The sequence below is a fragment of the Salinivibrio costicola subsp. alcaliphilus genome (assembly GCF_001996185.1).
Taxonomy (GTDB): Bacteria; Pseudomonadota; Gammaproteobacteria; order Enterobacterales; family Vibrionaceae; genus Salinivibrio; species Salinivibrio costicola.
This window is the reverse complement of sequence record NZ_MUFR01000001.1, coordinates 101,894-123,681: the sequence shown is the minus strand read 5'-3', so window position 1 is coordinate 123,681 and position 21,788 is coordinate 101,894. Positions and strand designations below refer to the sequence as shown.

Annotated in this window: 19 protein-coding genes; 11 read left to right on the top strand and 8 right to left on the bottom strand. The window is 49.6% G+C overall.

Annotation, left to right across the window (positions count from 1 at the left end; genetic code table 11):
* The first annotated feature begins 36 nt into the window (after positions 1 to 36).
* From betB to choV, 5 genes are read left to right on the top strand one after another with little or no spacing between them, the layout of a single operon-like run.
* Entirely contained in the window at positions 37 to 1,497 is a 1,461-nt protein-coding gene (gene betB / locus BZJ21_RS00545; RefSeq protein ID WP_021022509.1) for a betaine-aldehyde dehydrogenase, read from the top strand.
* Positions 1,498 to 1,517: 20 nt separating this feature from the next.
* Positions 1,518 to 3,218 carry a choline dehydrogenase gene (gene betA / locus BZJ21_RS00540; RefSeq protein WP_077660936.1) on the top strand — a complete coding sequence of 567 codons (1,701 nt, stop codon included), beginning with the start codon at positions 1,518 to 1,520 and terminating at the stop codon, positions 3,216 to 3,218.
* A 44-nt stretch (positions 3,219 to 3,262) separates the two neighbouring features.
* Positions 3,263 to 4,222 (top strand): choline ABC transporter substrate-binding protein, encoded by a 960-nt coding sequence (locus BZJ21_RS00535; RefSeq protein WP_077575887.1) that lies wholly within the window; start codon positions 3,263 to 3,265, stop codon positions 4,220 to 4,222.
* Between the two features lie 54 nt (positions 4,223 to 4,276).
* Entirely contained in the window at positions 4,277 to 5,119 is an 843-nt protein-coding gene (choW, locus tag BZJ21_RS00530) for a choline ABC transporter permease subunit (protein ID WP_021022506.1), read from the top strand.
* Between the two features lie 9 nt (positions 5,120 to 5,128).
* Positions 5,129 to 6,331: a choline ABC transporter ATP-binding protein gene (gene choV, locus BZJ21_RS00525; RefSeq protein ID WP_077668865.1), complete on the top strand. Its 1,203-nt coding sequence runs from the start codon at positions 5,129 to 5,131 to the stop codon at positions 6,329 to 6,331.
* 98 nt (positions 6,332 to 6,429) lie between these two features.
* Here choV and BZJ21_RS00520 read toward each other — a convergent pair whose 3' ends face one another.
* A complete protein-coding gene (locus BZJ21_RS00520) occupies positions 6,430 to 6,927 on the bottom strand; it encodes a fasciclin domain-containing protein (RefSeq protein WP_077668864.1) in 498 nt (165 codons plus the stop codon).
* Positions 6,928 to 7,370: 443 nt separating this feature from the next.
* Here BZJ21_RS00520 and BZJ21_RS00515 point away from each other — a divergent pair, with 443 nt between their 5' ends.
* Positions 7,371 to 7,676, top strand: coding sequence for a hypothetical protein (locus BZJ21_RS00515; protein WP_077668863.1), 306 nt, complete (start codon positions 7,371 to 7,373; stop codon positions 7,674 to 7,676).
* Positions 7,677 to 7,804: 128 nt separating this feature from the next.
* Here BZJ21_RS00515 and yjjG read toward each other — a convergent pair whose 3' ends face one another.
* A complete protein-coding gene (gene yjjG / locus BZJ21_RS00510) occupies positions 7,805 to 8,476 on the bottom strand; it encodes a pyrimidine 5'-nucleotidase (protein WP_077668862.1) in 672 nt (223 codons plus the stop codon).
* Between the two features lie 122 nt (positions 8,477 to 8,598).
* Complete coding sequence (locus BZJ21_RS00505; RefSeq protein WP_021022502.1) at positions 8,599 to 9,822, bottom strand: NupC/NupG family nucleoside CNT transporter; 1,224 nt, start codon at positions 9,820 to 9,822, stop codon at positions 8,599 to 8,601.
* Between the two features lie 634 nt (positions 9,823 to 10,456).
* Between BZJ21_RS00505 and BZJ21_RS00500 the strand changes: the two genes are divergently transcribed.
* The 5 genes from BZJ21_RS00500 (at position 10,457) to BZJ21_RS00480 (ending at position 17,132) form a co-directional block, all read left to right on the top strand.
* Entirely contained in the window at positions 10,457 to 12,070 is a 1,614-nt protein-coding gene (locus BZJ21_RS00500) for a BCCT family transporter (protein ID WP_174566328.1), read from the top strand.
* A gap of 357 nt (positions 12,071 to 12,427) precedes the next feature.
* Complete coding sequence (locus tag BZJ21_RS00495; protein WP_236719489.1) at positions 12,428 to 14,044, top strand: BCCT family transporter; 1,617 nt, start codon at positions 12,428 to 12,430, stop codon at positions 14,042 to 14,044.
* Between the two features lie 161 nt (positions 14,045 to 14,205).
* Positions 14,206 to 16,083, top strand: coding sequence for a DUF294 nucleotidyltransferase-like domain-containing protein (locus BZJ21_RS00490; RefSeq protein WP_021022499.1), 1,878 nt, complete (start codon positions 14,206 to 14,208; stop codon positions 16,081 to 16,083).
* Between the two features lie 9 nt (positions 16,084 to 16,092).
* Entirely contained in the window at positions 16,093 to 16,824 is a 732-nt protein-coding gene (locus tag BZJ21_RS00485; protein ID WP_077575881.1) for a 3'-5' exonuclease, read from the top strand.
* Between the two features lie 104 nt (positions 16,825 to 16,928).
* Complete coding sequence (locus BZJ21_RS00480; RefSeq protein WP_021022497.1) at positions 16,929 to 17,132, top strand: hypothetical protein; 204 nt, start codon at positions 16,929 to 16,931, stop codon at positions 17,130 to 17,132.
* Between the two features lie 77 nt (positions 17,133 to 17,209).
* Here BZJ21_RS00480 and BZJ21_RS00475 read toward each other — a convergent pair whose 3' ends face one another.
* The 5 genes from BZJ21_RS00475 to BZJ21_RS00455 all read right to left on the bottom strand — a co-directional run bounded on the left by BZJ21_RS00475 (position 17,210) and on the right by BZJ21_RS00455 (position 21,779).
* Positions 17,210 to 18,640: an alanine/glycine:cation symporter family protein gene (locus BZJ21_RS00475; protein ID WP_077460143.1), complete on the bottom strand. Its 1,431-nt coding sequence runs from the start codon at positions 18,638 to 18,640 to the stop codon at positions 17,210 to 17,212.
* A gap of 613 nt (positions 18,641 to 19,253) precedes the next feature.
* On the bottom strand, positions 19,254 to 19,430 hold the full coding sequence (rsmS, locus tag BZJ21_RS00470; protein ID WP_021022495.1) for a pleiotropic regulatory protein RsmS: 177 nt from the start codon (positions 19,428 to 19,430) through the stop codon (positions 19,254 to 19,256).
* Positions 19,427 to 20,353 carry a histone deacetylase family protein gene (locus tag BZJ21_RS00465; protein WP_077668860.1) on the bottom strand — a complete coding sequence of 309 codons (927 nt, stop codon included), beginning with the start codon at positions 20,351 to 20,353 and terminating at the stop codon, positions 19,427 to 19,429. Before BZJ21_RS00465 ends, rsmS begins: the two co-directional genes overlap by 4 nt.
* Before the next feature lie 55 nt (positions 20,354 to 20,408).
* Complete coding sequence (locus BZJ21_RS00460) at positions 20,409 to 20,963, bottom strand: primosomal replication protein (RefSeq protein ID WP_236719485.1); 555 nt, start codon at positions 20,961 to 20,963, stop codon at positions 20,409 to 20,411.
* A 42-nt stretch (positions 20,964 to 21,005) separates the two neighbouring features.
* Entirely contained in the window at positions 21,006 to 21,779 is a 774-nt protein-coding gene (locus tag BZJ21_RS00455) for a sulfite exporter TauE/SafE family protein (protein WP_077460146.1), read from the bottom strand.
* Positions 21,780 to 21,788 lie beyond the last annotated feature (9 nt).

The following is a 21,788-nucleotide window of genomic DNA, read 5'->3' as shown; positions in this document are numbered from 1 at the left end:
ATATACACTCGAACACAAAAGAATTCAGGATTAATTATGGACGCGAAAACGCTATTTATTAATGGGCAACTGACCGCTGCAACCAGTGGTGAGCACTTTGCAACCGTCAACCCGGCCACGGGTGAAACGCTTGCACAAATTGATCAAGCTTCGGCAGACGATGTACAAGCGGCTGTCGATGCTGCCAAACAAGGCTTTGCAGTTTGGTCGCGTATGACAGCGATGGAGCGTAGCCGTATTCTACTAAAAGCCGTTGCCCTGTTACGTGAGCGTAATGATGAATTAGCGAAGCTCGAAGTACTCGACACCGGTAAGCCGATGCAAGAAGCGGTCGAGGTTGACGTGGTCACCGGTGCGGATGCGATTGAGTATTTCGCCAATCTTGTCCCGTCCATGCAGGGCGAGCAACAACCGCTTTCTGAAAACCAATTCTTCTATACCCGTCGTGAGCCACTTGGCGTGTGTGCAGGCATTGGTGCATGGAACTATCCGATCCAGATTGCGATGTGGAAGTCAGCACCAGCATTGGCAGCGGGAAACGCTATGGTGTTTAAACCGTCCGAAGAAACACCGCTAACCGCCTTAAAACTGGCAGAAATTTTTGCCGAAGCAGGGATGCCAGCCGGTGTGTTTAATGTGGTTCAAGGTGACTACCGTGTGGGCCAAATGCTGACTGCACACCCTGAGATTGCCAAAGTCTCGTTCACGGGTGAAGTCGGAACCGGTAAAACGGTCATGGGTGACGCGGCTAAAACACTCAAGTCGGTCACTATGGAGCTAGGCGGTAAATCACCTTGTATCGTGTTTGATGATGCAGACCTTGATAATGCGGTATCGGCAGCTATGGTCGCGAACTTCTATACCCAAGGCGAAGTGTGTACACACGGCACCCGTGTATTTGTTCACGACAGCATTTACGACGCCTTCGTTGAGCAACTGAAAGCGCGTACAGAAAAGCTCGTTATCGGTGACCCAACCGATATGAACACCCAGGTCGGTGCGCTGATCTCGACTGAACACCTTAATAAAGTGATGACGGCGATTGAAACGGCAAAAGCAAGCGGTGCAACCTTGCTGACCGGTGGCTACCGCGTCACTGAGAACGGGCTTGATAAGGGTAACTTTGTCGCGCCAACCATCTTTACAGACTGTGATGACAACATGGCGCACGTGCGTGAAGAGATCTTTGGCCCCGTGATGTCGGTATTGCGTTTTTCTGATGAGGAAGAAGTCGTTGCCCGTGCCAACAATACCCATTATGGCTTAGCGGCAGGTATCTTTACGCAGAATCTATCGCGTGCTCACCGCATTATTCATCAGCTTGAAGCCGGTATTTGCTGGGTCAACACCTGGGGTGACTCACCCGCAGAAATGCCAGTTGGTGGCTACAAACACTCAGGTGTCGGTCGTGAGAATGGTGTCGAAACCCTCACACATTATACCCAAACCAAGAGTGTCCTGATTGAGCTTGGCGACTTCGCCAGCCCTTACGCCTAATTTCTAACGGAGCGACCAATATGTCACAACGCTACGATTATATTATCGTCGGCGCGGGTTCGGCCGGCTGCGCATTGGCCGATCGGCTGACCGAATCTGGCCAACATCAAGTGCTACTGCTTGAAGCGGGCGGTACCGATAAGAGTATTTTTATCCAAATGCCGACGGCTTTGTCGATTCCTATGAACACCAAGCGCTATGCCTGGCAGTTCGAAACATTGCCAGAGCCAGGCCTTGATGGACGTGAACTTCATTGTCCCCGCGGTAAAGTGCTCGGTGGCAGCTCATCGATTAATGGCATGGTGTATGTCCGTGGTCACGCTTGTGACTATGAAGAGTGGGTTGAGCACGGTGCCAATGGCTGGGATTACGCTAGCTGCTTGCCGTACTTTAAGCGTGCTGAAAGTTGGTCAGGCGGGGCAGATACCTACCGTGGTGGTAACGGTCCTGTCGGCACTTGCAACGGTAACGACATGAAATTAAATCCATTGTATCAGGCTTTTATTGATGCAGGGGTGGAAGCTGGGTATCCAGAAACCAAAGATTACAACGGTTATCAGCAAGAAGGCTTTGGCCCAATGCACATGACCGTCGATAAAGGTGTGCGTGCCTCAACATCAAACGCCTATCTGCGCCGTGCCTTGAAGCGTAGCAACCTCACCTTGAAAAAAGGCGTGGTGACGCGCCGTATCTTGCTAGAAGGCAAGCGTGCTGTCGGTGTGGAATTTGAAAAAGGCGGCAACATCGAGCATGTGATGGCGGATAAAGAAGTGATCTCCAGTGCCGGCTCTGTTGGGTCGCCTCAGCTTTTACAGCTATCCGGTATTGGTGCGCGTGACGTGCTCGAAAGTGCAGGTGTTGATGTTCAGCACGAGCTGCCGGGCGTCGGTGAAAATTTGCAAGACCACCTCGAGGTGTATTTTCAATTCCATTGTAAGCAACCCATCACGCTGAACAGCAAACTGGGCCTTATTAGCAAAGGCATGATTGGTACCGAGTGGATCCTGACCCGTAAAGGCTTGGGTGCCACCAACCATTTTGAATCTTGCGCCTTTATTCGCTCACGCGAAGGACTGAAGTGGCCAAACGTGCAGTATCACTTTTTGCCTGCTGCTATGCGTTATGACGGTAAAGCGGCATTTGATGGCCATGGCTTCCAGGTGCATGTTGGCCCTAATAAACCAGAAAGTCGCGGCCATGTTCGGATTCAGTCTGCCGATCCGCATGCTAAGCCGGCAATTTTATTTAATTACATTACGACTGAGCAAGACCGCCAAGATTGGCGCGACACCATTCGTTTAACCCGCGAAATTATGGATCAAAACGCGATGAACGCATTCCGTGGTGATGAGATCCAACCGGGTAAGGATGTTCAGTCGGATGAAGCGATCGATCGTTGGGTGAAAGAGAATGTGGAAAGTGCTTATCACCCATCGTGTACTTGCAAAATGGGCGCCGAAGACGACGCAATGGCGGTGCTCGATGAGCAATGCCGTGTGCGTGGAATTCAAGGGTTGCGCGTGGTGGACTCCTCTGTCTTCCCGACGATTCCTAATGGCAACCTGAATGCCCCAACCATCATGGTAGCGGAGCGCGCCGCTGACATGATCCTTGAGAAGCCACTCTTACCTGCCGAGCAGGTGCCAGTATGGATTGCGGCTGAGTGGCAAGACAAGCAACGCAATCAAAACGCGCAGAGTGACGATGCCACCCAAGGGTGAGCACACACTAGAAACTAATTAGTAAGCATTACAAGGAAACTAATATGTCAATGAATAAACGTAAAACCACCAAAACGCTGATGACTGCCGTTGGCTTGAGCTCAATGATGGCGTTCGGCGCTGCAGCGAATCAGTGTGAAACCGTGCGTTTCTCGGATATCGGTTGGACAGACGTCACTTCAACGACGGCTATCACCACGGAAGTGCTTAAAGGCATGGGTTACACCACAGAGACAGATTTACTGTCACTGCCTGTGACCTTCTCATCACTGGCGTCGGGCGACATCGACGTATTCCTCGGTAACTGGATGCCAACACAGACAGGCGATATTAAGAAGTACATTGATAACGGCACTGTCGATAGCGTTCGCGCTAACCTAACGGGGGCAAAATACACCTTAGCTGTGCCTAAATATGTGTACGATGCCGGTGTGACTAGTGTTGCAGATATCGCGGAATATGCTGACAAATTTGATTCACGCATTTATGGCATTGAACCCGGTAACGATGGCAACACGCAAATTCAAAAAATGATCGACACCAACGACTTTGATCTGGGTGATTTCCGCCTAATCGAGTCCAGTGAAGCGGGCATGATTTCGCAAGTCTCACGTGCCGTTCGTCGTGACAAATGGGTTGCCTTCCTCGGCTGGGCCCCGCACCCAATGAACAGCAATTTTGATATGAAATATCTATCTGGTGCCGATGAGTACTTCGGCCCGAACTATGGTGGTGCCACGGTTCATACCAACGTACGTAGCGGCTATGTCGAGCAGTGCGCAAACGTGGGTCAAATGCTCGAGAATCTTGAGTTTAGTCTCAAGATGGAAAACGAAATGATGGGCAAAATCCTCAACGACGGTGAGAAGCCACAAATGGCTGCACGTGAATGGCTACGCAACAACCCAAGTGTGTTGAACAAGTGGCTAGACGGTGTCACCACAGTTGATGGTAAAGACGCTGTTGAAGCGGTCACTGAATACCTAAAAAAGACTGAAGCGTAACTATAAAAGTGTAGAAGGAGAGGGCGGTGTTAACGCCGCCCCTAAGGTTTTATTGTGAATATTATTACAGATAACAAGATCCCACTCGGTCAATGGATGGAAAGCGGTGTTGATTGGTTGACCATGAATGCCGCCGGTTTTTTTGATGCGATTTCAATTGGGTTAGATACTAGCATCACACTATTGGTCGATATTTTTAAATGGATGCCAGCAGCTGGTCCGATTCTTATGACCGCGGCCCTTGCTTGGTACCTGCAACGTCGAATTTCTATCGTGATCTTTGTTGTGAGTGCGCTCTTGTTGATCCTCAACCTGGGCTACTGGCAAGAGATGCTGGAAACCTTTGTTCTGGTTTTTGCCGCGACAACGATTTCCGTATTAATTGGCATACCGCTGGGGATAATGGCGGCGCACCGGCCTTTGGTATACACCTTTATGCGGCCATTGCTCGATTTAATGCAAACTGTACCACCGTTTGTGTATCTCATCCCAACGCTGGTGTTGTTTGGTTTAGGGATTGTTCCGGGCCTTATTTCGACCATTATCTTTGCTATCGCATCGCCAATCCGCCTGACGTATCTAGGGATCACGCGGGTGCCTGAAGAATTGGTCGAGGCGGGACGTGCATTTGGTGCCACTCGTATGAAATTGTTGTTTAAAGTGGAATTGCCGGCGGCATTGCCAAGCATTATGACAGGTGTGACTCAGTGTATTATGTTGTCGCTGTCGATGGTGGTTATTGCTGCGCTGGTGGGGGCTGATGGCCTGGGTAAACCGGTTGTCCGTGCACTGAATACAGTGAACATTTCTCAAGGGTTTGAAGCGGGTCTTGCGATTGTATTGGTCGCCATCATTCTTGACCGCTTGTGTAAAGCACCCAACCAAGGCAACGAATAAGAGGTAACCATGGACGCAATCGCAATTAAAAATTTAGATGTCGTGTTTGGCGATAACGTACAGCCAGCACTTGATCTGTTGGATAAAGGCCTTTCTCGGTCAGAAATTATTGAACAAACTGGACAAGTTGTCGGTGTCGATAATGTATCGCTCAATGTTAAAGAAGGCGAAATCTGTGTGCTCATGGGCCTTTCAGGCTCAGGTAAATCGAGCTTACTCCGTGCAGTTAACGGCTTAAACCCTATTAGTCGTGGTAGCCTCGAAGTCCGCGACGGCGATCAAATGGTCGATATGGCGACTGTTGATTCGCAGACATTGCGTCACTTGCGCACCAGTCGTGCTTCTATGGTGTTCCAAAAATTTGCCTTGATGCCTTGGATGACGGTTGTCGACAATGTGGCGTTTGGCTTGGAAATGAAGGGGATCAGCAAAAAAGAGCGCCGCAAGCAAGCGCTTGAGAAATTGGAGCTCGTTGGTCTAGATGAGTGGGCTAACCAATATCCTCATGAACTGTCTGGTGGTATGCAGCAGCGTGTTGGTTTAGCAAGGGCCTTTGCCATGGACAGCGATATATTGCTGATGGATGAGCCTTTCTCTGCGCTTGACCCACTGATCCGAGCCCAGTTGCAAGATGAGCTGTTAGAAATACAGAAAAAACTCAATAAAACCATTCTGTTCGTCAGTCACGACTTGGATGAAGCGTTGAAGATTGGTAACAACATTGCGATTATGGAATCGGGCCAATTGATTCAGCATGGCAAGCCGGAAGACATTGTATTACGTCCAGAAACTGACTACGTCCGTGACTTTGTGGCTCATACTAACCCATTGAATGTCTTAAAAGGACGCTCAATGATGAAAACGGCTGATAACTTAACGCGCGTTGAGAATCGTTGGAAAATCTGTGATCGACGTGAAATCTGGGTCACGGCTGAGCAAGGTGGCACTTTCTCTGCAACCGCGGGCAATCAACCATTGCGTGTGGTTGCGTGGGACAAAGACACGCTCGATTTCTCACAAGTTGGCGATAACACCATTGTTGTGGCCTCACCCGATATTGAGATGCGTGACGCGATTGAAATTCGCTATAACACCAATACGCCTGTATTGCTGGTAGAAAATGGTGAATTGCTCGGTACCTTGTCTGATCATGACTTCTATCATGCTTTATTGGGTAAATTTCAGAAAAAAGACACAGACCAAGCGGCATAACTCACCACGAGTCAGCTCCATGTCTAGCCATACAAAAGGCCTGCTCTTGAGCAGGCCTTTTCTGATCATTGCGAATTTTGTTGATAACCGAATAAATACTACGGCATGATCACGGTATCAATCACGTGAATCACGCCGTTGGACGCCATGACATCGGGTTTCACCACAGTCGCGTTGTCCACTTTCACATCACCGTAAGAGACTTTGATCATCACATCGCTACCTTGCACCGTGGTTGCTGTTGACATACCCATAACTTGCTCGGCTGTGACCTTACCGGGGACAACATGGTAAGTGAGGATATCGGTTAGTTTGTCTTTATTCTCTGGCTTCAGCAGTGTTTCTACGGTGCCATCTGGGAGCTTATCAAAGGCCGCATTGGTCGGCGCAAACACTGTAAATGGGCCATCACCTTTCAATGTATCAACCAGATTAGCGGCTTTTACTGCTGCGACCAACGTTGAAAAGTCATCATTTTTCATCGCAGTATCAACAATATCATGATCACCCTTGTGGTGAGCAGCGACCGCGGAGCCCATGCTTGCGAGGAACGTGGCAGTGACTGCAAATTTGGTCATTGTGTGTTTTAACATCATTGTTCTCCCTTTCATTTTTTACTCCCCACCATGACGGCGATGCAACATTGCAAACGCTTGGTGACTTCCTGGGAATGATTAATTGACTGCCTTGTAGAAAACGAAGAGAGAGATGAAGCCGATCACAGCGCCAAAAATATTCCTGGCCACGATTCCTTCTTTTACGCCTGATTACCTTGATATTCACGTGAAATTTTTCGAACAACTCATTCGCATAATTGTGATTGTCCGCACACTTTTATCGGCGTAATCTCGTGCTCGTTCCAACGCAATAACGCGAACATGCTGTCGATTCTAGGGAGTATGCTTTGTGAGCAAGTTTCTGCGAAAAATAGCATTTTCAAAAAAATAGCCATTTTTCAAAATAGAGACAGTGAGGTGACAAAGCATCCGCGTTATTGGCGTTTAATAGCAGTCAACCCGATACGAAAGAGGAAATAACCATGAAAAAACTTGCAGCAATTTTCGCCCTGACGCTCGCTTCAACCTCTGTAATGGCTGGTGGTTTAAACCTCGATGTCACCCCAGCTGAAGGCGGCGCTTGGGTAACCGTTACCGAGCAAGGCCAAGCGGTTGAAGGTGCGAAAGTGACCAGCGAATTCGGTCTGGATGCGAAAGTCACTGACGAGTCTGGTCGTGTATTTATTCATGCACAAAACCAGAACAGCCGTTCAGTCAACTATGTCGCTAACACAGATCAAGGCCAGCACGCTGAAAAAGCAGCCTTTGTACGTGGCGACCATAGCTAAGCATTGTTCGTGAGCCATCGTGGACAAATCTTGTCCACGAGTCATTGAGCATAAAAAAGAGAGCATTACGCTCTCTTTTTTTATGCCTTTCGGTTAACCACAACCACGTTTTTAGAGCAACCACGTTTTCAGATCAACCATGCTTTTAGATCAAAAAGTGACTCGACTTGATGGGTTGGCGTAATGCCTGCTGGTGACGGTGTGTTATCGCTATTAAGCCAGCATGTATCAATCCCTGCACGCATGCCACCCAGCACATCAGAATGTGGATTATCGCCAACCATTAAGATTTTGTCCTTGGGGGGATTTCCCATTTTTTCAAAGGCATGTTCAAAGATCCGAGGATCCGGCTTGGCGATGCCCACTTGCTCGGATATCACTAAGGTTGAAATCGCAGACTTCAACCCAGTTCTTTCCAGGCGGATATCTTGGAGAGCGGTAAATCCGTTAGTAATGATACCAATATGTGCATGTGGCTTGATCGCACTAATAAGATCGCGTGCGCCTGGCAATGGTTCGCAAATCTCAGCCATTGCATCTAAAAAACCCTGGTTCAATGTTGCAGGCGCCACGTTAAGACGCTCTCCCCAACGCGTAAAACGCTCAGTTTGTAGCGTATGAGCGTCAATTTCACCATCTTGATATTGTACCCACAAAGGCTTGTTTAGCTCTGAGTATTCCGCAAACGCGTGATGGTCAAAATTGACATTGTAGCGCGAAAACATACGTTGCAGTCCCGCAAAGGCATCGAAGTGAAACAGGGTTTCATCCGCATCAAAAAGCACCCAAGGATATCGCATCGATTTAACTCTCTTAATGTAAAGTGAAAGAGTGTAACAGACCCAGAGGTTTGCTAGCGAGCCTCCACAAGCGACTCACCGTCCATGGTGATAAATAACGAAAACACAAAGCCATGTTGCTATTAAAGGGAGAGGTATAGCCCTGCCAAGGTGGCACTCATGAGGTTGGCTAAGGTTGCGGCAAGAATGGCGCGCATGCCTAATTTGGCGATATCACCGCGGCGCTCTGGGACAATGCCGCCCAAGCCACCCATTAACATTGCTATTGAGGTGAGGTTGGCAAAGCCACATAACGCAAACGTAACAATGGCTTGGCTATGGGGAGAGAGCGCCCCTTTTAGGTTCATAAAATCCGCAAACGCCACAAATTCATTCACAGCAATTTTCTTACCAATCAAGGTGCCTGCTGTCATCGCCTCTTGCCAGGGAATGCCAATCAGCCAAGCCACTGGTGCAAATAGGTAGCCGAATAGCCACTCAAGGCTTAGTTGCGGCAAGTTTAAAATAGGCCCCAGTTTCCCTAACCCACCATTAATCAGCGCAATCATACTGATCACGGCGAGTAAGCTGGCCCCCACGGCCATCGCAATTTGTAAGCCACTCAAGGCGCCTTGCGTGCCAGCATCAATCACATTCACTGGTTTATCTTGATCGTCTTCGAGCGCTTGGTGTTGAGCATGATTCATGGGGGATTCGGTCTGCGGTACCATTATTTTGGCCATCATTAACCCAGCAGGTGCCGACATAAACGCAGCCGCGATCAGGTATTTCATCTCTACCCCCAAGCCTGCGTAACCCACCATGGTGCCGCCGGCGACTGAGGCGAGCCCGCCTACCATAACAGCAAACAGCTCGGAGCGAGTCATGGTAGAAAGAAAAGGTTTTACAACCAACGGTGCTTCAACGGAGCCAACAAAGATATTGGCCGTGGCAGACATGGACTCAGTGCGAGAAGTGCCAAGTACGCGGCGCAATAAGCCACCAATGAGGCGAATGATCCAAGTCATGACCCCAATGTGGTAAAGCACAGCGATCAGTGCAGAGAAAAAAACGATGGTGGGAAGTACATTAAAAGCGAAAATAAAACCAAGTTTAAACTTAGCCAGATCACCAAACAGAAATTCAGCGCCAATATCGCCAAAACTAATAATCGCCGACACGGCTTCTGATGCGTTAGCTAGAATACGCTGACCAAGCGGAACAGAGATGATAAAGCCAGCAAAGACGATTTGTATTAGGAACGCACCTCCCACTGTGCGCCAATTAATCGCGGAGCGATTTTCCGAAAAGACAACCGCGATAAGGAAGAGGACACTAATCCCCAAAAGGCCAATGCCAAACTGCATGATGTTGCTCCGCAAACGTTAAACTTAGGATGGAAAACGATTGCGGCGGTATTGTACGCGATTTTAATAATGTGACAAGAGTCACTTTTTGTCCTCTTTGTGTTCATTTAATTGCACTTGTGTCTATATTGATAAAAGGTGTGTTGTAGCTCGTAAATGATGCGTGACATCTTGGTTATAAAAGGTGTCGAGACGGGTTCTTCCTATCAGCATTGTGAGTGAAGATTGCGTTGCATCAAAAGTGTTGATGGTGACTGTGTCTATTTTTCATGGGCATCTAGAATAAAACCCGGCTATGATTCGAATAGGCCAAGGATAGTGCTATTTCCTTAGCGACACGATTATTTATAGTTCTGAAATAAAGAGTTCAAATAACTCGCTGAGCGAGTAAGGACGCGGGATTCGGGCTGATTTTTTCTTAGTGGGTGGTCACAAAATGAACATTTGGTTAGGCCCCTAATTAAAAAATTTTCGAGATGTGTTAATGTAGCCGACTGTGTGGTGATGACTGATCTTTTATTGATGTTAAAGATGGCTTAAACATCAATAAATAATGAGCTCGCTACCAACACTCACAGGCTTCCGAATAAACGGACTAAGGAGTTAACTCGTGAGCGATAAAAGCCATGAAGATATGATGACACCAGACGGGAAGGTTAACCCGATCGATACTGACTATCAGGTCGGTCAGGATAACGTAGCGCTGAAACTCGGCCCGTTTGGTTTTGATATTCATAACCGAGTATTTATGATTTCCGGGCTGTCAATTTTGGCCTTCATTTTTGTCACCTTGGCATTTCAAAACCAAATCGGTCCTGTTTTTGGGGATTTGCGTGGATGGCTAACCTCAAATCTAGACTGGTTCTTCCTTTCTGCAGGTAATATTTTTGTTGTTGCTTGTCTAGTGCTGGTTGTGTCACCACTGGGTAAAGTTCGATTGGGTGGTACTGAGGCAAAACCGGATTACGGCTATCCTGGCTGGTTCGCGATGCTTTTTGCGGCCGGTATGGGCATTGGCTTGATGTTCTATGGCGTATCTGAACCATTGACGCACTTCCAAACCGCGTTAGGTGGAACGGCAACCGGTGCTGACGGTCTTCGCACTGACTGGGCGCCTTTGGGGGCGGCAGCCGGGGATACGGAAGCTGCCCGTCGCCTAGGTATGTCTGCGACTATTTTCCACTGGGGCTTACACCCATGGGCGATTTACGCGGTATTGGCTCTAGGCTTGGCACTGTTTGCGTATAACAAAGGCTTGCCTTTGACCATGCGTTCTGTGTTCTACCCACTGTTCGGTGAACGTGTTTGGGGTTGGACAGGGCACGTGATTGACATTCTCGCAATCATTGCGACCTTGTTTGGTCTTGCCACCTCGCTAGGCTTGGGAGCATCACAAGCATCCGCCGGTCTGCACTTCCTGTTTGACACGCCGTTGGGTGATACCACCGAAGTCTTGCTGGTGATGGGTATCACAGGCGCGGCGATCCTTTCGGTTGTCGCAGGGGTAGACAAAGGGGTCAAACGCCTGTCTGAAATCAATATGATTTTGGCACTGTTGCTGCTGATCTTTGTGATTGCCGTGGGTCCAACGATTGCCATCTTAACCGGCTTCTTTGGAAACCTAGGGGCATATCTACAAAATCTGCCTGCGCTGTCTATGCCATTTGGCCGTGAAGATGCGAACTTTACCCAAGGCTGGACTTCCTTCTATTGGGCATGGTGGATTTCTTGGTCCCCATTTGTGGGGATGTTTATTGCGCGTGTTTCACGCGGTCGTACTGTGCGTGAATTTATCACCTGTGTGCTGATCATCCCTTCAGCGGCCTGTGTGCTTTGGATGACCGTCTTTGGTGGCACGGCGATTGGTCAGTTCGTTAATGAAGGCTATACCGCTGTTGCCGATGCGGAGCTTTCACTCAAGCTGTTTGCGATGCTGGATGGTTTGCCATTGGCATCAATCACCTCGTTTATCGGGATTATCCTGGTTATGGTATTCTTTGTGACCTCGTCTGACTCGGGCTCATTGGTTATTGATACCATTTCAGCGGGCGGTAAAGTGGATGTGCCTGTACCACAGCGTGTTTTCTGGGCGTCTTTCGAGGGCTTGGTTGCGGTTGCGCTGATCCTTGGCGGTGGCTTGGTTGCCCTGCAAGCGATGGCGGTATCAACCGGTTTCCCATTCACGATTGTGCTGTTGGTCGCGACGGTCTCCTTGTTTAAAGGCTTGATGTCAGAGCCGCGAGTCTAGTTAGCGAAATAGCGTTAATCTAGTCAATGATGAAAGAGGCAGCGCACCATGCGTTGCCTCTTTTTTATTAGCGCTGTTTTATTGTCTTCTTTTTTCAGCCCCCCCTTTTTGCCGCTAATGTTCGTCTCCCGAGACGAAGCGTTATGAAGTGGTTGAATCTTGACCAAGCTCGCCAGCCCTTTATTCACCTATTCATCTTGTGTGATATTCTTGCTGACTTTTCTGTCATTGCTTCTTTTTGCGTGCTGACGTTTACCTCGATATCGAGTGTCGTCCAGGCAGCGTTTAGCAATAATGACAGGTTGCCGAGTAGACGGAGTAAGGAGTTTACGTGTGAGCGATAAAAGCCATGAAGATATGATGACACCGGACGGGAAGGTGAACCCGATCGACACCGATTATCAGGTCGGTCAGGACAATGTTGCCCTCAAGTTTGGCCCGTTTGGCTTTGATATTCATAACCGTGTATTTATGGTCGCGGGTTTGGTGATTATGGCCTTTGTGTTTGTGACGTTGGCTTTCCAAAACCAAATGGCCCCGATTTTTGAGCAGATGCGCGCTTGGTTAACCGCAAACCTCGACTGGTTCTTTCTTTTAACCGGTAACGTCTTTGTCATCGCTTGTTTGGTGCTAATTGTCTCACCACTAGGCAAGGTACGGCTGGGGGGCACTGAGGCCAAACCGGATTACGGCTATGCTGGCTGGTTCGCGATGCTTTTTGCCGCCGGTATGGGCATTGGTTTGATGTTTTATGGTGTCTCTGAGCCACTAACCCATTTCCAAACGGCGTTACAAGGGACCGCAACGGGTACTGATGGTCTACGTACCGACTGGGCACCTTTGGGGGCTGCCGCCGGTGATACCGAAGCCGCGCGTCGGCTGGGGATGTCGGCAACCATTTTTCACTGGGGCTTACACCCTTGGGCGATTTATGCCGTATTAGCACTCGGTTTGGCATTGTTTGCTTATAACAAAGGGCTTCCTTTGACCATTCGGTCGGTATTTTATCCGCTGTTTGGTGAGCGTATTTGGGGCTGGACCGGTCACTTGATTGATATCTTAGCTATCGTCGCGACGCTCTTTGGTCTCGCTACTTCGCTTGGCATTGGTGCATCACAAGCATCCGGTGGTTTGCATTATTTGTTTGATACACCATTGGGGGCCACCACTGAAGTCTTGCTGGTGATCGGCATTACTGCGTTGGCGATCTTTTCGGTCGTAGCGGGTGTGGATAAAGGGGTAAAGCGTTTATCTGAGATCAACCTAGGCCTGGCGTTCTTACTCCTCCTTTTCGTGATTATCGTCGGGCCAACGTTAGCGATTCTGACCGGCTTCTTTGGTAACCTCGGGGCGTATTTACAGAACCTGCCGGCGCTGGCTATGCCATTTGGCCGAGAGGATGCCAACTTTACCCAAGGTTGGACCGCGTTCTATTGGGCATGGTGGATTTCTTGGTCTCCATTTGTGGGTATGTTTATTGCCCGCGTCTCACGTGGTCGAACCGTTCGCGAGTTTATTACCTGTGTGCTGCTGATCCCATCCGCCGCGAGCGTATTGTGGATGACTTCATTTGGTGGCACCGCGATTAACCAGTTCGTCAATGAAGGGTATACCGCAGTGGTTGACGCAGAGTTGTCGCTGACCTTGTTTGCCATGCTAGAAGGGTTGCCGTTAGCAGAGATTACCTCGTTTATCGGTATTATCTTGGTCATTGTCTTCTTTGTAACTTCGTCTGACTCCGGCTCTTTGGTGCTAGATACCATTTCGGCAGGCGGGAAAATGGACGTACCGGTATCGCAGCGCGTTTTCTGGGCAACCTTCGAAGGCCTGGTCGCGATCGCACTGATCCTCGGCGGCGGGCTTGTTGCGTTACAGGCAATGGCGGTTTCGACGGGCTTCCCGTTCGCGGTGGTCTTGCTGGTGGCGACGCTCTCCTTGTTTAAAGGCCTTGCTTCTGAGCCGCGTGCAAAATAAAGAAGTGTGCTAACTGCTTGATAGTTAGCTAAGATAGAAAAGGCAGGCTTTCGAGGCTGCCTTTTTTTATGGCAAGTGATACGGCACACTGTGTCACAGCCAACGGACATTCTGATTCACTGTGTCCTATCACGATATTATCGCACGTTTAGGTGAGCGCTATGGAAGCTGAACAAATCGAGATTGCAACATTTCTTGCACAGTACGCCCCATTTGATTCAATGCCCGAAGAGGTGGTCGCAGAAGTGGCAACCAGCATTGAGATCAGTTATTTCCGTGCAGGCACCGATATTTTTGCTTACGGTGATGAAATTCACGACTTGGCGATCATGCGTAGCGGCGCTGTCGAGCTGTTTCGCCGTAATGGCACCCTGTATAACCGCATATCCGAGGGCGACATTTTTGGCCAAATGGGTCTATTGATGAACAATCGTGTGCGGATGCCAGCGAAAGCGATTGAAGACACTTTGATCTATTTTATTCCGGAAGCCACGTTTAATCGCTTGTTTGATGATTTTGAGCATTTTGCCGATTTTGTCGAGGTGGAAGATAGAACACGCTTGCGCCAAGCGGTATCAAGCCACAATGAAGCCAATGATCTCACCACCTCCAAAGTGAAGAAACTGATTATTCGCGACCCGGTGATGATTGCCAGTACTGACTCCGTGCAATATGCCGCGCAAGTGATGTCGCAAGAAACCGTCTCATCGATTTTGGTCATGGGTGATGAGCCCAATCCAGAAACAGGGCTCAAACCGGTACTGGGGATTATTACCGATCGAGACTTGCGTAACCGGGTGTTAGCAGAAGGTTTGCCTTATGAAACGCCGGTTCAGGAGATCATGTCGCCACAGTTGATTACCTTGGATCATAATGCGTATATTTTTGAGGCCATGCTGACCATTCTGCGCTCCAACTTGCACCATGTGCCGGTGCTACAGCACGGTAAGCCGATTGGTGTGGTTGCCTTGTCTGATATTGCACGCTACGAGTCGCAAAACAGCTTGTTCTTGGTGGCGAGTATTTTCCGTCAGCAGTCGGTCGAGGATTTGGTGATCTTATCTAAGCAGGTCAAAGATTGCTTTGTACGCATGGTCAATGAAGATGCCAACTCGCATATGATTGGCTCGGCACTGTCGGTGATTGGACGCAGTTTTAAGCAGCGTCTTTTAGAGCTTGCCGAAGAAGAGTTGGGTGAGCCGCCTGTGCCGTATTGCTTTTTGGCGATGGGCTCTATGGCGCGTGATGAGCAGCTGATTGTCACCGACCAAGACAACGCAATTATCCTTGATGACAACTACGATCATGGCCAACACAATGCGTATTTTGAAGCCCTATCTAAGCGCGTCTCTGATGGCTTAAACGCATGTGGTTATACCTACTGCACCGGTAATATCATGGCGACCAACCCCGAGTGGCGTAAAACGCTGAAACAGTGGGAGCAATGCTTTGCCGATTGGATAGATAATCCTAGCCCGCGTTCACTGCTCGACAGTAATATTTTCTTCGACTTGGATGGGGTGCATGGTCGCACGAACTGGGCCGAACAACTTAAAGCTTTCGTGGGTCGTCGCGCCCGTCGCAATAATCGCTTTTTGGCGTCCATGGCGCGTAACGCCTTGAACCGCACTCCACCATTAGGCTTTTTTAAAGATTTTGTCATGGAGCAAGACGGTCGCCACAATAATTCGATTAACTTAAAGCGGCGTGGTACCGCGCCCTTAGCCGACTTGATACGTGTTCATGCATTGGCGACCGATTCGCGCTCGCAAAACTCGTTTGAGCGTTTAGACGATATTATCGAAGCAGGGATCTTACCCAAAGGCCGCGGTCCCGATCTGCGCGATGCGATGGAGTTTATTTCGATGGTCAGGATCCGTCACCAAGCATTAGATATAGAAGCGGATCGTGAACCTGATAACAATATTGAGCCGGAGAACTTATCTGACTTTGAGCGCCGTAATTTAAAAGACGCCTTTCAGATTTTAAGTAATGCACAGAAATTTTTGAAATTCCGCTATCAGCCCAATCGGTCGTAAAGGAAGGATATGTTCCACTTTAATCTTAGGAAAAAAGAGGATGCAGACCAGGTAGACTGGCGTGCGATGCTAGACACGAAACGCGAGACCGTGCAGCACGAAACCTTGCAGGCCTTTTATCAGCAAGGATGGGTGTCACCCGATACGCCCGTTTCGCAAGTGCCGTTTGTGGCGCTTGATTTTGAAACAACGGGGCTCGATAGCCAGCAAGATGCGATTGTCAGTATTGGCTTAGTGCCTTTTACTCTCAATCGTATTCGCTGCCAACAGGCACAGCATTGGATTGTGAACCCCAACCGACCACTTGCCGAATCGTCGATTGTCATTCACGGCATCACGCACTCCGACATTGTCAATGCACCGGATTTTTCCCATGTGATTGAGCCATTACTCAGCGCGCTGGCCGGTTCAGTGGTGGTGGTGCATTATCGCCGGATTGAACGCGAGTTTTTGGATCGTGCGATAAAAGAGCGGCTAGGCGAGGGCATTATTTTCCCCATGGTCGATACCATGGAATTAGAAGCCTGGAAGCATCGCACCGGCAAGCGTAGCTTCGCTGACTGGATAGCCCGTCGGCCGCCAGAATCGATTCGCTTGGCTGACAGTCGGCAGCGCTATCAGTTGCCATTTTATCAAAGCCACCATGCGCTTACCGATGCAATTGCCACTGCCGAACTACTACAGGCACAAATTGCACACGACTTCTCGCCAGATACGCCCATTAGTGAGTTATGGCGATAATAAACAAAGACACAATGAACGTTTCTCGTGTGGTTTCCGTATTCGTCGACAAGGCGTATAATTTGCGTGCTACAAGCCAGTGACGGAAAGTAAGAGGAACACAAATGACATTGATCCACGTAGTAGAGGGGCTGGCATTCGGTCTCGGGGTGCTGTTGTTATCATCGTCGGTTGGCTTTGCCTATTGGGGATTGACGCTCAAACCGGAAGAAGCAGAAGACATGACAGCGCGTAAAATTGAGTTGGGTTTTTACGCCGGCGCGTGTCTGGTTTTTACGCTGTTAATCGGGTATTGGTTGAGCGTGTAAGTTCATCGCCTTAAAAAGTGAGCCCAATAAAAAAACCACCGAATCACCGGTGGTTTTTTTGTTCTATCGGCTTGGCATTACCAAACGTCTTTATCGATTTGCTTATCCAGTTTCGGGAATTTGGTACGATCAAAGGTCGGGTTTTTACCCGCACGACGCTGGTCTTCGTAGTCTTTCATCAAGGCGAACGCGACGCCAGACAGCAGCGCAATCGCGACCAAGTTAATCACAGCCATCATCCCCATTGATAAGTCAGCAAAGCTCCAAATCAGTGGCAGATCCATCACCGCGCCCATCAGCACCATTGCGAGCACCGCAATACGATACAACAAGATGGCTTTACGACACTTAAAGATATACTCGATGTTCGACTCGCCATACGAATAGTTGGCAATGATCGAGGTAAAGGCAAACAGCAGAATCGCGATGGCGATAAAGGCAGCGCCCCAATCACCGACTTGGCTGACCAAGGCTTCTTGCGTCAGTGCAATACCTGTCAGGCCGCTCTCAGGCTCAAGCATGCCCGAGATCAAGATAATCGATGCGGTCGCGGTACAAATGACAATGGTATCGACGAAGACACCCAGCATTTGGACGTAGCCCTGCGCGGCAGGATGATTCGGCTTGGTAGTCGCCGTTGCCGCAGCATTAGGGGCTGAACCCATACCTGCTTCGTTTGAGAACAAGCCGCGTTTAATCCCTTGCATCATTGCTTGCGCGATCGCATAGCCCATGGCACCGCCTGCAGCCTGCTCCAAGCCTAATGCGCTTTTGACAATGGTTGTAATCACGGCGGGAAGCTGTTCGATGTTCATGGCAACCACGACCAAAGCAACCAATAAATAAGCCAGTGCCATAAAGGGGACAATCAGCTCTGCAACGCGTGCGACTGAGCGCATGCCGCCAAAAATAACCGGTGCGGTGACCAACGCCAGACCGATACCGACAGCGAGATCATTAAAGCCAAACGCGGTGTCCATGGCTGCGGCAATGGAATTCGATTGCACCCCGTTAAAAGCCAAACCAAAGGCGATAATCAAGCAAATGGCAAATGCAATCCCAAGCCAACGTTGACCCAAGCCTTTTTCGATGTAGTAAGCCGGGCCTCCGCGGTAGGTTTTGTCGTTGTGGTTCACTTTGTACGCTTGCGCGAGAGTGGATTCGACAAAGCTGGTGGCCATACCCACCAGGGCGGTTAGCCACATCCAGAAAATAGCACCCGGGCCACCAAGATACAGCGCCACCGCGACACCTGCCATATTCCCGGTGCCGACACGCGCGGCAAGACTGGTACTGAATGCTTGGAACGACGAGATCCCGCCTGATGCGCCATTACGGCTGTCTGCCATCAGTTTAAACATGTGGCCAAAGTTACGGAATTGAATGAAGCCTGATCGCACCGTGAAGTACAAGCCTAAGCCAATCAAAAGATAAATCAGTACGCTGCCCCAAAGGAGGCCGTTACCTGTATCGACTACGGACACAAATAGATTTTTAAGTAGTTCCATCATTAAACTCTGTTTTGTCTGTTGGGAGACGCCTTGCACGGTTGTTGCTCGGGCCATAACCCGATGATTACCGAATGCGAGGGTCGACAACCACTGTCCTTGTGAGATCGCTGCCATCCATGCAGGTGAGCAACGCGTCACTCGAGAAAGTCATGCATCAAGGCCTGATATGACGAGTGGACGTTGAGTCTGCAACAGCATTTTGAATCCATGCTCGGCTGTTGCCAGAGTGCGCTTTGATTAGCCATGCCGATGTTTCAACGCACCGGTACACTAATTGGAGCACGCCGGATAATACCGATATTTGTGAGACAAAACACTATATGATTAGCGAAGTGTTGGTTTTTTAATCGGTTGCATGTGTTAATAACAGCACTAAAAACTGTAACCAAAATGTAATGCTTTGCAGGCTAATTGCTTGATGTTAAAGCAGTCCAGGTTCAATTGGATAAATAATATAGCGTAAATAATGACTATTTATTCACATTGTTAAGACTGAACAAAATGTGATCGACAGCACGTAATATCAGCAAAATCGAGTGGTAAGCATGCAAGCCATTCGGAAACGCCAACCGTTTTTGTCAGAAAAAGTAGCGGCCGCATGCCTAATTGATTAGGGAGGTGAGTTTTTTTTCGCCAGCAGATCGCGTCTCACCATCTCAATCGCAGATAAAGCGGTATCTGGATCAATGGCATGGTTTTCGAGCAAGTAAATAAGATCGACAGCGAGTTTGACGTCATCAGGGGCGTTTTCTAAGGCGCTTGGTGTCGACGCGTGCGGGTCAGTCATGATACCTCCGAGCTGGATGCAAAATCAGCAAAGTGAATAAGGGCCGCTTGAATGAGTTGTTCGTGCAACGGCACCAAACTGGTGTGCGAGTCATGGTATCCGCCACCAATCACCGCGGCGACCGGAATATCATGCTTGGCACAGCGTGAGAGTACCCCGCTATCGCGTTGATAAATGCCCTCGGTCGATAACGCCAAATAGCCAAGCGCATCGGCTTGGTGGACATCGACCCCCGCATCATAAATCACCATATCAGGGCGGTATTGTGCGAGGGCGAGATCTAACAAGGGCAAAAAAGCGCTGAGATAGTCCTGATCGCCTGTGCCTGTTGGCAGGGGTAAGTCCAAATCGGAGGGCGGTTTGCGTGAGGGAAAATTTTTCTCGCAATGGACAGAAAACGTCACAATATCGGGGTGGTCGGCGGCCAAGGCGGCGGTGCCATCGCCATGATGTACATCACAATCGACAATCATCACCTTATCAATGCCTGGCTGGGTGAGCGCATGGCGGGCGGCAATCATCAAATCATTAAATAAACAAAAGCCGCTGCCAAAGTCGTAGTGCGCATGGTGATAGCCGCCGGTGAGATGAATAGCAAGGCCTGAATCTAGAGCGTGATCGACCGTCAGTGTGGTGCCGCCGAGCGAGGTTAAACTGCGTGCGATCAGTGCGTCGCTCCATGGAAAACCAATCCGACGCATTTTGACTAAAGGGAGATCCCCTGCCAGCAACTGACTGACATACGCGGGATCATGAACAGCATCAATCACTTTTCGAGTGGCCGGGATCGGTTGATGAAATTCAACCGGTAACGCCAGGCGTTGTAACCGCTCAAACAACAATCGGTATTTTTGCAAAGGGTAGCGGTGGCCGTCGGGAAGGGGAAAGTCCGAGTACACCGGATGATAAATCAATGGCAGCACGTATCTCTCCTGGTTGAGCGCTCGGGTTTGATGCTTGGTGTGAGCTGAACGTGAATCACGATTTTTTTTCTCGGTAACTGATCGTGGTTTCGATACGCTCTCGCGCCTTGGTGCAGCGTGCTAGGCGTTGTTCTAAGGCAAGCACTTGTTTTTGGTACTGCTGACGCACCGCGGGGGTCGATGCCATTTCGACGCTGGCATTGGCGTCTCGGAGTTTATCGGCCAGTCGACGCTCCCAATCTTGGTGCTTGGCTAAGTCTTGATAAAGCTCACCAATCGCCTGGCGTCGTGGCCCGCGTTTGGCTTGCTCTTGCTTACGTAACGGCTGTGTCGCCAGTTCACGTTGTAGCGCGGTGATTTGCGATAACAAGGTGTCGCAAATATGGGTCGCACGTGCATCGGTCAGCACCCCTTGTTGGTGATCGCGCTGCATCACTGCCAGCAATCCTTGGGCTTCGTTCACACAGGGTGTGAGCAATTTGCCTTTGCAATGAAAAAGCGTTGTCGCGAATAAAGGCGCGCGGGCTTCGCCACGGCGTCGGTCGACCTCGGCGGCTTGATTGGCCAGTTGCTCAAGGTGTTGGGACATTGCATCGATTTGCGCTTTCATTATGGGTCTCTCAGTCACGCACAGCGGCGACGATAACGGCGATTAAAACCAAGCATCAACGGCCAGTTTACCGGCTAAAATCACCACCGCGGTCACAAAAATAGGTCGAATAAACTGACTGCCAAAACGAATCGCGGAGTGGGCGCCAATAAACGCGCCTAGCATTAAGCATACGCCCATGGTCAGCCCGAGTGCCCAGTTCACATGGCCCAAAAGCGCAAACGCCACCAATGAGGTAATATTACTGGTGAAGTTCATCGCTTTCGCCAGTCCGGAAGAGAGCAAAATATTCATCCGATAGAGCGACATGGTAGACACCGTCCAAAACGCGCCCGTACCCGGACCGGCAACGCCATCATAAAAGCCCAACGACAGGCCTTGGCTCCATTGCTTCATCGGTAGCTTGGAGCAGCGCGCGGGGAGCTGGTTGTTATCTCCCTTAGGGTGGGGATGCCAAACGGTGTAAATCGCTGCCACAAGCACCACCACGGGGATCGCTTTTTCTAACCATTCAGTGCTTAGCACATCAACCAGTAAAGTCCCTGCGGTTGCGCCAATCAAGGTGCCCCAAAACGCGTGTTGCCAAAATAAAGGCGAAAAAAGACGTTTTTTATAATAGGTAAAGGCGGCGGTGCTGGAGGCAAAGGTCGCGGCCAGTTTGTTGGTACCTAACGCCACATGGGGCGGCAAACCCAGTGATAACAGGGCTGGAACAGTCAGCATGCCGCCACCGCCGGCGACGGCATCGATAAAGCCGGCGACAAAAGCAGTCAGCCCTAGGATCACTAAGGTCGAAAGATCAATCAATTCAAGCATAGTCACTCG